The organism is Nitrospirillum iridis (assembly GCF_014205765.1).
GTDB lineage: Bacteria > Pseudomonadota > Alphaproteobacteria > Azospirillales > Azospirillaceae > Nitrospirillum > Nitrospirillum iridis.
Genome location: NZ_JACIIZ010000011.1, coordinates 187721 through 202757, shown reverse-complemented (window position 1 = coordinate 202757; position 15037 = coordinate 187721). Strand labels below are relative to the sequence as shown.

At 66.5% G+C, this 15037-nt stretch carries 13 protein-coding genes; 8 read left to right on the top strand and 5 right to left on the bottom strand.

Annotated elements, in window-relative coordinates:
* Positions 1–60 precede the first annotated feature (60 nt).
* The 4 genes from FHS74_RS19345 (at position 61) to FHS74_RS19330 (ending at position 4709) form a co-directional block, all read left to right on the top strand.
* Complete coding sequence (locus FHS74_RS19345; RefSeq protein WP_211106417.1) at positions 61–564, top strand: TetR/AcrR family transcriptional regulator; 504 nt, start codon at positions 61–63, stop codon at positions 562–564.
* 197 nt (positions 565–761) lie between these two features.
* A complete protein-coding gene (gene acuI, locus FHS74_RS19340) occupies positions 762–1745 on the top strand; it encodes an acrylyl-CoA reductase (NADPH) (RefSeq protein ID WP_184803676.1) in 984 nt (327 codons plus the stop codon).
* Between the two features lie 17 nt (positions 1746–1762).
* Positions 1763–2947 carry an FAS1-like dehydratase domain-containing protein gene (locus FHS74_RS19335; RefSeq protein WP_184803674.1) on the top strand — a complete coding sequence of 395 codons (1185 nt, stop codon included), beginning with the start codon at positions 1763–1765 and terminating at the stop codon, positions 2945–2947.
* Positions 2948–2963: 16 nt separating this feature from the next.
* Positions 2964–4709 (top strand): class I adenylate-forming enzyme family protein, encoded by a 1746-nt coding sequence (locus FHS74_RS19330; protein ID WP_184803672.1) that lies wholly within the window; start codon positions 2964–2966, stop codon positions 4707–4709.
* A 105-nt stretch (positions 4710–4814) separates the two neighbouring features.
* Here FHS74_RS19330 and FHS74_RS19325 read toward each other — a convergent pair whose 3' ends face one another.
* The 5 genes from FHS74_RS19325 to FHS74_RS19305 form a co-directional block, all read right to left on the bottom strand.
* Positions 4815–5555: a DUF2889 domain-containing protein gene (locus tag FHS74_RS19325; protein WP_211106416.1), complete on the bottom strand. Its 741-nt coding sequence runs from the start codon at positions 5553–5555 to the stop codon at positions 4815–4817.
* Between the two features lie 17 nt (positions 5556–5572).
* Positions 5573–6880 (bottom strand): cytochrome P450, encoded by a 1308-nt coding sequence (locus tag FHS74_RS19320; RefSeq protein ID WP_211106415.1) that lies wholly within the window; start codon positions 6878–6880, stop codon positions 5573–5575.
* Between the two features lie 98 nt (positions 6881–6978).
* Positions 6979–7950 carry an SDR family NAD(P)-dependent oxidoreductase gene (locus FHS74_RS19315; protein WP_184803668.1) on the bottom strand — a complete coding sequence of 324 codons (972 nt, stop codon included), beginning with the start codon at positions 7948–7950 and terminating at the stop codon, positions 6979–6981.
* The gene (locus FHS74_RS19310) at positions 7947–8765 is read right to left on the bottom strand and encodes an enoyl-CoA hydratase/isomerase family protein (RefSeq protein WP_184803666.1); all 819 of its coding nucleotides are present in this window, start codon (positions 8763–8765) and stop codon (positions 7947–7949) included. Before FHS74_RS19310 ends, FHS74_RS19315 begins: the two co-directional genes overlap by 4 nt.
* Positions 8762–10486, bottom strand: coding sequence for an FAD-dependent oxidoreductase (locus FHS74_RS19305; protein WP_184803664.1), 1725 nt, complete (start codon positions 10484–10486; stop codon positions 8762–8764). The genes FHS74_RS19310 and FHS74_RS19305 overlap by 4 nt, the downstream gene beginning before the upstream one ends.
* 170 nt (positions 10487–10656) lie before the next feature.
* On the opposite strand from FHS74_RS19305, the gene FHS74_RS30160 reads away from it, so the two are divergent.
* The 4 genes from FHS74_RS30160 to FHS74_RS19290 are packed head-to-tail and all read left to right on the top strand — an operon-like array spanning position 10657 to position 14992.
* Entirely contained in the window at positions 10657–11805 is a 1149-nt protein-coding gene (locus FHS74_RS30160; RefSeq protein ID WP_211106414.1) for a CaiB/BaiF CoA transferase family protein, read from the top strand.
* Positions 11806–11808: 3 nt separating this feature from the next.
* Positions 11809–13002 carry a CaiB/BaiF CoA transferase family protein gene (locus FHS74_RS30155; RefSeq protein ID WP_211106413.1) on the top strand — a complete coding sequence of 398 codons (1194 nt, stop codon included), beginning with the start codon at positions 11809–11811 and terminating at the stop codon, positions 13000–13002.
* Positions 13002–14030, top strand: coding sequence for a zinc-dependent alcohol dehydrogenase family protein (locus FHS74_RS19295; protein WP_184803662.1), 1029 nt, complete (start codon positions 13002–13004; stop codon positions 14028–14030). The genes FHS74_RS30155 and FHS74_RS19295 overlap by 1 nt, the downstream gene beginning before the upstream one ends.
* Positions 14027–14992, top strand: a complete 966-nt coding sequence (locus tag FHS74_RS19290) for an enoyl-CoA hydratase/isomerase family protein (protein ID WP_184803660.1) — start codon at positions 14027–14029, stop codon at positions 14990–14992. The genes FHS74_RS19295 and FHS74_RS19290 overlap by 4 nt, the downstream gene beginning before the upstream one ends.
* Positions 14993–15037: the final 45 nt, after the last annotated feature.

The window sequence follows — 15037 nt, the reverse complement described above, 5'->3', positions numbered from 1 at the left end:
TTGCCCCGTCAATCACGGTCAATCCAAAAGGACGCCCGGGTCCGGCGCACGCGTGACTCGTTGCGCGCGGCGCTGCTGGCCCTGGTCGAAACCAAGCCGTTCGAAAAGATCACCATCCGCGACATCTGCGCCCAGGCCGGCACCGGCTACGCGACATATTTCCGACACTACCCGGATACCGACACGCTGCTGGATGATCTGGCGGCCGAAGAAATCGCGCAGTTGTTGGCGCACGCCATGCCCATCACCATGTCCGTGGACAGTCGCGCGGGCTGTCGCGCGCTATGCCAATATGTGGCGGGACATCGCCAGCTTTGGTCGACGTTGCTGACTGGCGGCGCCGCCAGCCGCCTGCGAGAGGAGTTCATCCGCCAGGCCCGGTTGGCCGTCCCCGACGCCACGCCATCCCCAGATTGGCTGCCCCTGGATCTGGCCATCGTTGTCGGCACCTCGAGCGCGATCGACGTGCTGGCTTGGTGGCTGGCGCACGGCCACGATCTGTCGATCGAGCAGATCGCGGAAATCCTCGACCGGCTGGTCGTCGCCCCCATGACGAAAGGATGATTGGCTTGCCCACAAGTGCGTTCCGATGAGCGCCTCTGGGGAAACCACTTTAAAATCAATTGATTGCAATAAGCCCCCAATAAACAACAGGCCCTCATTTTTATTGACGCCGACGCAAGCATCGGCAAGCCTCTCGCAAAAATCCGAGGGGGACGGCGATCGCCCCCTCCCCACCCTTGCGACCCAAAGGGGCTTTAATGTTCTCCGCCATCCTGATCACCAAGGACGACGACGGCCAACGGGTCGGCGTCACCCAGCTCGACGAGTCCGCGCTGCCCGAGGGCGATGTGACCGTGGAGGTCGCGTATTCGACCCTCAACTACAAGGATGGCCTAGCCATCACCGGCAAATCGCCTGTCGTCCGGAAGTTCCCCATGGTGCCGGGGATTGATTGCGCCGGTACGGTGGTGGAAAGCACGCATCGCGATTGGAAGGTCGGAGACCAGGTCGTCCTGAACGGCTGGGGGGTCGGCGAAAGCCGCTGGGGTGGCCTGGCACAGAAAATACGGTTGAACGGCGACTGGCTGGTGCCGCTCCCCAGCGCCTTCACCACGCGACAGGCCATGGCCATCGGCACGGCCGGTTACACGGCGGCCCTGTGCGTCGATGCGCTGCTGGCCCAGGGCGTGACCCCGGAACAGGGGGAGGTGCTGGTGACCGGCGCCACCGGCGGCGTCGGCAGCGTCGCGGTGGCAATCCTGGCCAAGAACGGCTTCACCGTCGCCGCCGCGACCGGAAAAGCGTCGGAAGATGATTATCTGAAAGCACTGGGCGCCGCCTCGGTCATCGACCGCGCGGCTCTGTCAGCCCCTGGCAAGCCCCTGCAGAAGGAGCGCTTCGCCGCCGTCGTCGACAGCGTCGGCAGCCACACCCTGGCCAACGCCTGCGCCCAGGTGCGCTACGGCGGCCTCGTCGCCGCCTGCGGCCTGGCGCAGGGCATGGACTTCCCGGCGTCGGTGGCGCCCTTCATCCTGCGGGGCGTCGGCCTGCTAGGCATCGACAGTGTCATGGCGCCGAAGCACAAGCGCCTGGCCGCCTGGTCGCGACTGGCTAAGGACCTGGATCCCGGCTTGCTCGACACCATCGCGACCGAACTCAGCCTCGACCAGGCCATCGCCGCCAGCGCCGACCTTCTCGACGGCAAGATCCGGGGCCGCCTCGTCATCGACGTCAACCGCTGACCGCCTGGAACCAAGACATGATCGACGAAACCACGAAACCCGCCCTGGACACTAGCGACGTCGACCAGTGGATCGGCAAGCCCATCGTCTTCGCCGAGATGTGGGACCCCTGCAACGCCACGGACGTCCGCCGCTGGGTGCAGGCCATGGACTATCCCAACCCCATTCATTGGGACGAGGAGTTCGCTCGCCGGTCCAAGTTTGGCGGGATCATCGCGCCACAGTCCTTCACCGTCGCGATGGACTACGGCCACGGCTGCCACCCGTCCTGCATCGGCAAGGTGCCGGGCACGCACTTGATCTTCGCGGGCGAGGAATGGTGGTTCCATGGCGTCCCCGTCCGCCCCGGCGACAAGCTGTTCCAGGAACGGCAGTTCGCCGGCTACAAGGTGGTGGAGACGGGCTTCGCCGGCCCGACCATGTTCGCGGACGGCGACACGGTCCACCGTAACCAGAATGGCGAACTGGTCGCCAAGGAGCGCGCCACCTCCATCCGCTATCTGGTCGACGAGGCCAAGAAGCGCGGCGTCTACGGCAAAGAGAAGCGCGCGCCCAAGGAATGGACGGATGAGGAACTGGCGGAGATCCACCGGCTGCGCCATGAGTGGATCCTGTCGAACCGTGAGGGCATCTCGCCCCGCCACGCCGTCGTGATGGTTGGCGACAAGCTGCCGCGCCGGGTCGTCGGCCCCCATTCCATCATCAGTTTCGCCAATGAATGCCGGGCGCACCGCCAGAACATCTGGGGCACCTGGCGCTGGAATGCACCCGAAGGGGTTCGCGACCCCGCCACCGATGACGCGGGCTTCGGCCAGGACATGACCTATGATTTCGAGGCCCGCAAGATCGACCCGCGCAGGGGCGACGGCCTCTATTACGGGCCGTCCAGCGGCCACATCAACAAGAAGAAGGGCGAGAACGTCGGCTTGGGCGGGGCCTATGGCTACGGCTCATCCATGAACGCCTGGCACCTGGACACTATCGCCTACTGGGCTGGTCACGACGGCTATATCTGGCATTCCAAGACCCAGTTCCGCAGCCCCGCCTTCGAGGGCGACGTGACTTATGTGGATGGCGAAGTCATCGAGAAGCGGGACACGTCGGACTATGGCTGTCCCATCGTCGTCGTCCAGATCCGCATGACGACCCAGAACGGCGACACCATCCTGACCGGCAAGGCCGACGTCCAGTTGCCCGCGTGAGTGGAAGGGTAAAGGCATGACCAGCGTAAGCGGCCCTGTGGATGATAGCCGCCCATCCATCGTACACGGCGCCCCCCTGGGGGAGGAACCCGGACTGGGTCCCTTGACCATCCCACGCTATGTGCGGGAAGTGACCCACCGCCATGCCGGTCGGGAAGCGGTGGTAATGCATTCCCCCGCCGGTCGGCTTTCCTGGCGTTACGACGATCTGTGGGACCAGTCCGTGGCGGTCGCCAAGGCCCTGATCGCCGCTGGCGTCGGCAAGGACGACCGGATTGGCATCCTGATGACCAACCGGCCGGAATATCTGGCGTCGGTCTTCGGGATCGCCCTCGCCGGCGCGGTGACCGTCTCCTTGAGCACCTTCTCCACGCTGGCGGAACTGGAATACCTCCTGCAGGCGGGCGCCGTCTCGATCCTGCTGTACGACCGGCAGGTGCTGAAGAAGGATTTCGGCGCCATGCTGGCGGAGTTGGAGCCAGCGATCGCCACGGCGGCTCCCGGCACCTTTCGTTCCACCCGCCTGCCCTTCCTGCGCCGTCTGGTCGCCCTGGACAATGTGACGGGCGAAAACACCGGCACCGATGGCACCGCAGTGGAACGGTGGGCCGACTTCCTGGGACTGGGGCGTTCCATCCCCGAAGACTTGGTCGAAGCCCGCGCCGCCGCCGCGAAGCCCGGCGACATTGGCGCGATCTTCTTTTCGTCGGGCACCACCAGCCTGCCCAAGGGCATCATCCACACCCATCGCGCCTTCGCCCTGCAATGGTGGCGATGGCCCCGCATCATGGACATCGACGCCGAGCGCTTCCCCGTGCGCTGCTGGACCGGGAACGGGTTCTTCTGGTCCGGCAACATTTCCATGGTGGTGGGCAACGCCTTTTCCAGCGGAGGTGCCGCCATCCTGCAGCCCATCTTCCAGGCGGACGAAGCCCTGGACCTGATCAAGACCGAGCGGATCAGCTTCCCCATCGGCCGGCCGCACCAGTGGGCCCGCCTGGAAGCGTCGGAGAAGTGGGCAACGGCCGATCTCAGCAGCCTGCGCTACGTCACTTACGGATCGAAGCTGCTGGACCACCCCACCGCCTCCACCACCTGGACGCAGGGCCCCGCCTTCGGTACCACCGAAACCCTGACCATCATGACCGCAGTCCCCGCCAACACGCCCAAGGAGGCCTATCGCGGCAGCTTCGGCCGGCCCCTGCCCGGCAACACGCTGAAGATCGTCGATCCGCTGACCGGCGATGTGGTCCCGCTGGGACAGCGGGGCGAAATCGCCATCAAGGGGCCCACTCTTATGACCGGCTATGTCGGCAAGACGCTGGACCAGTGCTTCGACGCGGAGGGCTATTACCGCACGGGCGATGGCGGCCATGTCGATGACCAGGGCTATCTGTTCTGGGACGGCCGGCTGACCGACATGATCAAGACCGGCGGCGCCAACGTGGCACCGCAGGAGGTTGACGACGCGCTGGCCAACTATCCCGGTATCAAGCGCGCCCAGACGGTGGGGGTGCCGCACGACACCCTGGGAGAGATGGTGGTGGCCTGCATTATCCCGCAGGAAGGCGCCGGCCTCGACGAGGCCGCGCTGACGGCCTTCCTCAAAGGGCAGCTGGCCAGCTTCAAAGTGCCCCGGGCCATCCTGTTCTTCCGGGAGGAGGAGTTCGCCGTCACCGGCAATGAAAAGGTGAAGACCGGAATCCTGCGCGACCTGGCCACCCAGCGTCTGGCCGGCACCGACCTGATGAAGGTGGCATGAAACCTAGGGTCTTTCCGGCTTTCGTTGAATCGCCGGAAAGCCTCCAAGCTTTTGGTCCGTCGGGCGATCCACGGTTCAGATGCTTTCATCTGAACCGATCGCACCTTAGGGCTGCTCGGCCGATGGCGCGGAGCCGTCCAAGCCGGCCAACGGTCCGGGCCCGCTATTGAAGTCGCGCGTGGTCCCGGTGACGTACCGGGCCTCGGGCACAGTCTCCGGCTGGAAGGTATAGCATTGGCCGAGAGGCAGCCGGCTTTTGTCCGTGCGCTTTTCAAACGCCACCACCCGCCCATGGGCCAGCATGGTACCCCAGCGCAGCAGCCGCGCCCATTCCCGCTCCGCCGGGCCAAGTCCGGAAATCCAGGGCCCGATCTGGTCGAGACGCATCCCGGCAAGGGCGTCCGGTGCGGTGAAGGCGCCACGGGACAGGGTCCAGGCCATGACAGCCCTTCCCCCCAACCGCAGTTCCGCCTGAACCACATCGTCGACGGGATCTGAGACCAGGATATCGTACACGGTCGGCGCGTCATCATAGGCGTGCGCCGCCGCCAGCAGCGCCAGGTCGAAAAGATGAGTGCAGTTGCTCAGCTTTTCCCCCCGCTGGACGAAGCCTGCCAGCGCCACGCCGGTGAAGGTGCGCTGGATGACAGCCGCCGCCCCGGGACACGTGGTCCAGGGCACGCGGCGCATCGTCGCCTCCACCCGGGTCGCCACGCCATGGGCATGGTGGAGGATGATGCCCATGCAATGATAATCGTCCTCCACATCGCTCTCGACCCTACCCGGCAGCGGCCGGACGATGAAACGCCGGCGGAAGCCGGGCAGGATGTTGGCGGCGGACATCATGTCCTCCCTTTGCCCCCTTAGGCGTCCCAGAGCAGCCAGAGGGCGTCCGGCCCGACGACATGGCCGCCGTGGTAACGCACCGGCTTCGCGGGATCGAGGCGGAACTCCGGCAGTCGGGCCAGCAATTCCTCGTACAGGACCTGCAACTCGATGCGCGCCAAGTGCGATCCCAGGCACCGGTGCGGCCCGGTGCCGAAGGCGATATGCACCTTGTTCTCACGGTCCAGGTCATACCGTTCCGGCCCTTCGAACTCCTTGGGGTCCAGGTCGGCGGCGGGCAGGAACAGCATGACGCGCTCGTTCGCCTTCAACGTCACGCCATGGAACTCATGGTCCTTGGTGACGCGGCGGGGTGGCACGGTGAAGGTGTAACGCCGCAGCAGTTCCTCGGCCGCTTCCGCGATCAGCTTGGGGCTCTCGCGCAGCTTGCGTTGAAGATCCAGATCCACCGCGAGATGGCGCACGCCGTGGCCCATGCCATTCATCACGGTGTCCAGTCCGGCGAGGAACAGAAGGACGCAATAGTTCTCCATGTCCTCAATCGTCGTCGGCTCGCCACCGATATTGGCCTGCCACAGCAGGCTGATGAGATCGTCCCGGGGGTTGAGTTTGCGCTCCAGGACGGTATCACGCATCACCGCCGTCACCTTGACCAACCGGCGTGCCATTTCACGCGGATCGTTCTGACCAGCCGACAGATGATCCTTCACGAGCGCGCGGTATTCGGCCTGCCGTTCGAGGGGAAGGCCAAATATCTTCAGGAAGACCTGGACCGGCAGGGGCTCGGCGACTTCCGCCATGAATTCAGCGCTCCCCTGCGGCTTGATCTTTTCGATCAGCTCCGCCGCGAGCGCGCGGATACCGTCCTTTAACGCCAACATCGATTTGGGTGAAAAAGCGCCCTGTAAAGGAACACGGTATTGGCCGTGCTCCGGCGGGTCCACGTTGATGGGCACGGGTTGCGGGATGCGGGGGGCACCGGGTGGCAACGCCGCCATCATGGCCTTGATCTGCGCGCGCGGCACGATCTCACTGGAAAAGGTCTCGGGGTCGCGCGACGCTTCGAAATTGGCCGCGTGACTCATCAGCATCCAGTGCCCGCCATTACGCGGCGTCCAGAAAACGGCAGGAACCTTGCCCGCCATCTCCAGGATGCGACGGTGCGGATCCGCCAGATACTCCGGATCATGGAACATGTCGAAATCGAAAACAGCCCAATCCGGCACGTGGTCCGGCTTCGGGACCGCCTGGCTTATCGCCGCTACATCCGTCATCGTGGCCTCCCAGCTGTCAACGTGCCACGGCATTCTCCGCGCCGCGGTCATCGTTCCCACTCCATATACTAACATAGTTTAGTATTTCTAAGCCGAAGTCCCGCCCGGCGCCGCCCCAAACTGGGCCGGAGTCCCGTCGGCCACGGCCATCAGACCATTGATCCCCGGGGCGATGTTTCTTGGAACCGTTCGTCGACCAGTTCCTCGCTGAGGCGCCACAGCGCCCGGGCCCGGGCGGGGTCGACGGCATAAGCGGCGACACCCGGCCCCATGGGTCCGGTGACGGTGCCGGGTGGCAGCACCGGCGCCACTTGGCAGTCCTCGCAATACTGGCCACCCACCTCCGCCGCTGGCGCCACGGCGGCGGCCCAGACCGTCGTCGCCGCCCCCTGCGCCACGGACTTGCGCTGGAACGTCCAGCCACCTGCGCCAGCCGCCGCCGTCAGCTTCTGCCGTTGCGCATCCCGCGTGGCCGGATCCATGTGGCGGCCCAGCCCGGTTTCGACGCCGCCGGGGTGGACCGCCACCGCACGCAGGCCATGATTCCGATGGCGTCGGTCGAATTCGACGGCGAAAAGGATGTTGGCGGTCTTCGAGCCGCCATATCCGGCATAGGGCGTGTAGTCCCGTCGCTGGAAATTCGGATCGTCCAGGTCGATGTCGGCGATGTGATGCGCCGACGACGCCAGGACGATGACCCGCCCCCCGTTGCGCATACGGGGCGCCAGCCGATTCGCCAGCAGGAAGTGGCCCAGATGGTTGGTGGCGAATTGGGTCTCGAAGCCCTCACGTGTCCGGCCCAGGGGCGGCCCCATTATACCCGCGTTGGCGATGATCAGGTCGAAAGGCGCCTGTGCCGCGAGGCGGGCGGCGCAATCCCGCACGCTGGTCAGGGAGGCGAGGTCCAGTTCCTCAAGGTGAAGGGGAACGGTGTTGGCGATCCGGGCCTTGGCCACGTCGCGGGCCGTCCCCACGACCGTGGCGCCATGGTCGACCAGCGCCCGCGCCGTCTCTATTCCCAGGCCGGAGGAAACGCCGGTGACAAGCGCGCGGCGGCCCGTGAGGTCGATACCGGCGAGCACATCCGCTGTGGTCGAGGTGGCGCCGAAGGCCGTCGTCATGCGCCGTTCCCCCGCACCGTCCCCATGAAGCGGGGTGGCCGCTTTTCGGCGAAGGCCCGCGCGCCCTCTCGGAAATCCGCCGTCATCAGACCCGCGACCTGGATGCGGTTTTCCAGCTCCATGGCGGCCTCGCATCCCGTGGCTTCCAGATTGGCCCACATCACCCGCTTGGTTTCGCGAATGGAATAGGATGCGTGGGCGGCGATGCCGTGCGCGATGGCCAGCGCCTGCCCGAAGACCGCACCATCGATCACCACACGGCTGACCAGACCCATCTCGCGCGCCTCGGCCGCGCTGACCGGCCGGCCGGTTAGCATGATCTCGAAAGCGCGGCCGGCGCCCACCAAACGGGGTAAGTGATAACTGATTCCGCATTCACCGGCGGAAAGCCCGATTTTCACGGCCCCGACGTGGAAGGCGGCGGATGCGGCGGCGACGCGCACGTCCGCCGCCAAGGCCAGACCGAAGCCGGCGCCCACCGCCGCCCCCTGCACAGCCGCGATCACCGGTTGGGGCAGGCGGTGCAGTTTAAGGATGGTGCCGGCGAACAGTTCCTGCAGCGCGACGCTGTCCGCCACCCCTTCCGGCGCCTCATCGCCAAAGAAGGCGATCTTCAGGTCCAGGCCAGCGCAAAACGCCGTTCCATCCGCCGCCAAGACCACGACGTGGCAGCCGTCGTCGGCCGCGATGTCGTCGAGGATGCTGTCCAACTGCCGCATCATGCCCAAGGTCAGGGCGTTGCGCGCCTCTGGCCGCGCCAGGCGGATGACGCGGATCCCGGCCTCCACCGTCCCGCACGTGATGAGCGGCGTCATTCGGCGGCTTCCGATCCCGCACCCTGCTTATGATCCCGGGCGCAGGCGGCGATGTCGTTAGCGGCGATGAAGCCGAACACCATGGCCGGCCCGATGGTGCCGCCCGCCCCTGGATAGTTCAGGCCGAAGGGGCTGCCGGCGGCGTTGCCGGCGGCATAAAGGCCGGGGATGGGCCGGCCCTGGCCGTCGAGTACCCGCGCCTTGTGGTCGGCCTTCAGCCCACCCTTGGTGCCCAAGTCGCCCAGATGGATGGGAATGGCGTAGAAGGGTGCTTGGGAGATGGCGCCCAGCGCAGGATTGGGCGTGCAGGTCGGGTCGCCGAAGGCCTTGTCATAGATGCTGCCGCCACGCCCGAATTCGTCATCCCGGCCCACCCTGGCCGCCTCGTTCATGCGGGCGACCACGACCTCGACCTTATGCGGGTCCAGCTTCAACTGCTTGGCCAGGTCCGCGATGCTGCCGGCCTTGAAGATGTAGTGCCCCCACCAATCCACCGGGATCGACCGGTCGGGCATGACGGCGGCCGGCAGGAAACCGCCGGCGGTGAACTTGGCGCGGAAGACGGAATCGAAGATCAGCCAGCAGGGCAGGTTGGCCCCCGTCCTCTTCTGATCCTCGACCATGCCGGCGCCGAAACGATCGTAGGAGCAGCTCTCATTGACGAAGCGGTCGGCCCGGCGGTTGACGCAGACGCTGTGCGGCCGCCCGACATCGAAGATGGCCTGATGCACCTCCTCGAAATTCGACGCACTGGCGCTGGGCATGATCATGGTGGGCGCCCACCACCCCTCTTCCGTGTGCTCGGTCGCGGCACCCACCGCCTCGGCCGCGAGCAGCGCCTCACCCGCGTTGGCGCCCTGGGGCGTGGACGACCACCAGATCGACGTCTTCACCGGGTAGAAGCGGTCCCGCAACTGCTGGCTCCATTCAAAGCCACCGGCACAGATGACCACACCGTGGCGGGCGGTGATGTCATAGGACCTGCCGAACCGGCTGACCCTGACGCCCGTCACCCTGTCGCCGGCCAGCAGCAGCTCATCAAGACGGGTCTCCAGACGGATTTCGACGCCCAGGGTGTCGAGCTGCTTCAGCATGGGGCCGATCAAGGCGTTGCCGGAGGTGAACAGGCGATCGCGCTTCGTCAGACCACGGGTGGAGAAATCGACCCAGTAGCGCCAAATCACCCGCGCGAGCATCAACTTCCACCCCTTCGCCCGGGCGGCAATGGTGAAGGTCTCCTCCAGGTTCATGGAATAGCGGTTGAACAACTTGAAGCGGGGAAACTGCTCGCGCACCAGAGGGAACTTGCCACCCAGCTGGCGCCCATCCCACATGGGCAGAACCAGCGACCGGTCGGTGCGCGAGCCCGGCCGTTCGGCGAAATAATCGGGCCAAGGCATGGGGATGAAATTGATGCCCAGCTCGCTCATGTACCGCAACAAGTCGGCACCGGAATCGACGAAGGCCTCAAGCCGCTGCCGGTTCACCGGCTGCCGGATCACGGCGTCCAGGTAGGTCAGCGTCTGCTCACGCGTGTCGGTCGTCCCGCCCAGGCCATGGTTGGGAATCCAGGCCACGCCACCGGACGTGGCCGAGGTGCCGCCGTATTTGTGCGCCTTCTCCACGACCAGCACCTCCAGGCCCAGGCTACGCGCCCGCAAGGCCGCGGTCATACCGGCGGCGCCGGATCCCACCACGATGACGTCATAGGTCTCGACCATCTCTCCCTGCCCTTTTCTTGTTGGCGGACCCGAGAGTAGCGGCGCGGCCGGGAGACTTCGACGCCATACGGGCCGACTGCGAAATCCGGCTTGCCGTTGTTCTGTCAGGGACAAGCGCTGGAAACGGAGTGGGAGTATGTCTCTTCCATCGCCAAGAACGGGGGCCCACCTTGACCGCGTTGCGTACGATCAGGATCATCGAGCTGGCCGAAGGCGTGGCCGGCGAATACTGCGGCAAGCTGCTGGCCGACTTCGGGGCGTCGGTCATCAAGATTGAGCGGCCCGGGACCGGCAGCCCCACGCGGCATATGGGACCGTTCAAGGACGACGTGCCGGGGACCGACACCAGCGGCCTGTTCGCCTATCTCAACACCAACAAGAAGTCCGTGACGCTGGACCTGGCGATCGAGGCCGGCGTAACCGCCCTGCGGACGCTGCTGGACCACGCCGACGTGGTGATCGACGACCATGACCCGGAATGGCTGGCGGCTATGGGCCTCGACCCCCGCCATCTTGCCGATGCCCGCCCCGGCCTGATCCTCTGCGCGATCACGCCCTTCGGCTTTACCGCCCGGGACAGCCGGCACCGGAATGCGACCGACCTCACGGTTATGCACGCCAGCGGCTGGGCCTATCATACACCCAGCGGCGAGACGGACCGCCCCCCCTTGAAAGGTGCCGGACGGTTCCTGGCCAGCTATGAAGCCGGGCTGGAGGCCGCGATGTGCGTGGCCGCCGCCCTGCATGACGGGCTGGGCCGGTTCATCGACGTATCGGCGCAGGAGGTGATGGCGTCCCGCGTGGACTATGTCCTGGGTCAGATGGTGGCTGGCGACATGGACGTGGACGCCCGCCGCACCCGCTTCGATCTGGGCGGGCCCGCCGGCATCTTCCCGTGCCGCCAGGGCCACGCCTACGTCTGGATGTCAGCGCCATCGCACTGGCAGGCCATCCGCCAGCTTCTGGGCGACCCGGACTGGGTCCGGGCCTTCCCCGACGACTGGCTGGAGCGAGGCCTGACGCCGGAGCGCATCGCCGAATGCCGGACCCGCCTTGGCGACTGGCTGCGGAGCCAGGACAAGGACGAGGTGTCGGCGCGCGCGCAGCAGCGGGGCCTGACCATGGTGCCGGTGAACGATCCGGACGACCTTCTGCGCTCCCCCCAATTCACACACCGCGGCTTCTTCAGGGAACTGGATCATCCTGCCCTGGGCCACGCGGTCTATCCGACCGTGCCTTACAAACTGAGCGCGACCCCTGCCCACCTGGCGGCGGCGGCCCCGCTTCTCGGCCAACACACCGCTGAAACCATAGGGTGAATCATGAGCCATCATCGGCGAGGCGGCCCCCTGCAGGGCGTCCGGGTGCTGGAGCTGACCAAGGTCTGGGCGGGTCCCTATGCCGGCAAGCAGCTGGCTTTCCTGGGGGCGGAAGTCATTCGGGTGGAAAGCCGTGGCTCGCTGGACGTCACGCGTAGCTACGGCGTCCAAGATATCGACAAGGCGCCCGGTTTCATGGCGGTCAACCCGCAGAAGCTGAGTGTGCAGATCGACATGAAGTCCAAGGAGGGCCTGGCGCTGTTGAAGGATCTCGCGGGGAAGTGCGACATCCTGATCGAGAACCTGCGGCCGGGCGCCATCGAGCGGCTGGGCATCGGTTATGCCGAGCTGAAGCGGGAACGGCCGGACATCATCTTCGTGTCCATGGGGATGTACGGGAACACCGGTCCGCTGGCCTACCAGACGGGCTATGCCCCCTGCTTCGTGGCGCTGGGTGGCCTTAGCTCCCTGGTCGGCTACGAGGGGGAAGCCCCACGAGGCATGAACATCCGCTACGCCGATTCAACCTTCGGCACGGCCGCGGCCTTCGCGACCCTCGCCGCCTTGAATCACCGCAAGCGCACGGGCGAGGGCCAGTTCATCGACGTCTCGGCGGTTGAGACCATGACCAGCATGATCGGCGACAGCATCATGGACCACAGCCTCAACCGCCGGGTCGTCGCCTGCGACGGCAACCGCCACGCGGAGATGGCGCCGCACGGCGCCTATCCGTGCGCCGACGGCGACTGGATCGCCATCTCCATCCCCACGGACACCGCCTGGGCGGCACTGGCGGGGCGGATGGGCGTGGCGGACGGCCGTTTCGCCACCCTGGCCGGCCGCAAGGCGCATGAGGCGGAACTCGACCGGATCATCGCCGCCTGGACCGCCGGCCAAACGGCGGCCACCCTGGCGGAGACACTGCAATTCGCGGGCATCGCCGCCACGAAAAGCGCCAACTCCGTCGACCTCGTCTCCGACGCCCACCTGTGGGAGCGGGAGTTCTTCCGCACCGTGACCGACGCGGACGGGGAAAACCGGGTGATCGTCGGCCCTGGGCACCGCATGACCCACGGGGCCGCCATCACCGATGGCGCGCCGAAACTGGGTCAGCACAACGCCTATGTGTTCGGCGACATCCTTGGCCTGTCCGTGGAGGAACAGCGCCGCCTGGCAGACGCCGGCGCGATCCGGTGATGCGCGCCGCCTTCGCCCGGGGTGGCGCCGGCATCGGGTCGGTCGAGATGCGGCACGTGCCCGTCCCAGACCCGGGACCGGGAGAGGCCTTGGTGCGGATCACCGCCGCCACCCTGAATTACCGCGACCTGATCATGCTGAAGGGGCTGCTGCCCGGCCTGACGAAGGCGCCGGACTACGTGCCCCTGTCCTGCGCCGCCGGGGTGGTGGCCGCCACCGGCGACGGGGTCACCCGGGTCAAGGTCGGCGACCGGGTCAGCCCACTGCTGGCCCAAGGCTGGATAGACGGACCGCCCGATCCACGGCGCATGCTGGGCGCCTCACTGGACGGTGTCGCCCGGCCGCTGGCGGTGTTCGATGCCGAAAGCCTGCTGCCCATCCCCGACACCTTGACCGACCAGGAAGCGGCCACCCTGCCCTGCGCCGGCCTGACCGCCTACAACGCCCTGTTCGATGACCAGGCCCTATCGTCCGGCCCCCTGCGACCCGGGCACTGGGTGCTGGTCCAGGGCACGGGCGGCGTGGCCATCGCCGCCCTGCAATGGGCCAAAGCGGTCGGCGCGCGGGTGGCCATCCTCTCAGGCTCCGACGAGAAGCTGGCCCGGACCGCCGCCCTGGGTGCCGATCTCACCATCAACCGCCACGCCACACCCGACTGGGCCCCCGCCGTGCGGCGCAGGCTGGGCCATGGCATTGACATTGTCGTGGATGTCCTCGGCGCTGGCAGCCTGGATGCCGCCGCCCGCGTGCTGACGGAGAACGGTACCATCGCCGCCATCGGCATGCTGGACGGCCCCTTCAACTGGGGGCGCCAGAGCCACGAGGGCCGACGTATCCGCGCCGTCACCCTGGGCGACCGGGCCCGGCATGCGGCCATGCTGGCCTTCGCCGCCCGGCACGACGTCCATTCCATCGTGGATGCGGTTTATGACCTTGAACAGCTGCCCGACGCGCTTCGCCACCTGGAAAGCGGACGCTTCTTCGGCAAGATCGGCATTCAAATCAAGGAACAGGGAGAACGACCATGACCCAACAGGCGGACCGCCCGCCGGCGGAGGATATCATCCTTTATGAGAAGGTGCCGGAGACCAAGATCGCGACCATCACCTTCAACCGGCCGGACGCCCTGAACGCGCCCACCATCGCCGCCCGCCAGCGCTACGCGCAGCTGATCCATCGGGCCAACGTGGACGACGACGTGAAGGTACTGGTCGTCCGAGGCGTCGGCAGCAATTTCGGCGGCGGCGCGGATTTGGGCGAGCAGGCCGACATGCTGGGCGACAACCCGGACTTCTCGCTGCTGCATGAGTTCGGCATCGGCCCAGACGAGGGCGTCAAGTATCCGCCCAAGGGCTCCTACCGCTATCTGGCGCAACTGACCCAGCTGTACGCCAACGCCGCCTTCGGCTGCCGCAGCCTGCAGGACTTCAAAAAAATCAGCATCGTCGAGACCAAGGGCTATTGCTACGGCTGGCACTTCTACCAGGCGGCCGACGCCGACCTGGTGGTCGCCGCCGACGACACGCTGTTCGGCCATCCCGCCTTCCGCTATGTCGGCTGGGGTCCGCGCATGTGGCAGTGGGCCACGATGATGGGCATCCGCAAGTTCCAGGAAATGGTCTTCACCGGCCGCCCCTTCACCGCCCAGGAGATGTACGACTGCAACTTCGTCAACAAGGTGGTCGCCCGGGCCGAGCTGGAGGCGGAGGTGGCCAAGTACGCCCAGGCCTGCGCCAACACCCGGCCGACCGACGTGGTCTACATGCAGAAAACCCTGTTCGAGGTGATGAAACAGCAGCAGGGCGAATACATGGGCAGCATCATGACCGCCTGGCTGGAATCGATGCTGCCGCTGGTCAGGAACGACGGACAGGAAGTCACGCTGGGCGATGAGGCCTTTGACAAGGGCATCAATAACGTCGTCAAGGACAACGACACCCTGTACCCGCCCGACTGGCGCCTGAGCAAGGGGGGCCGCCGGCAGTCATAAGGCTGCGGCCGCACGGGACGGATGGTCACGGGCGCATCCCGTGCG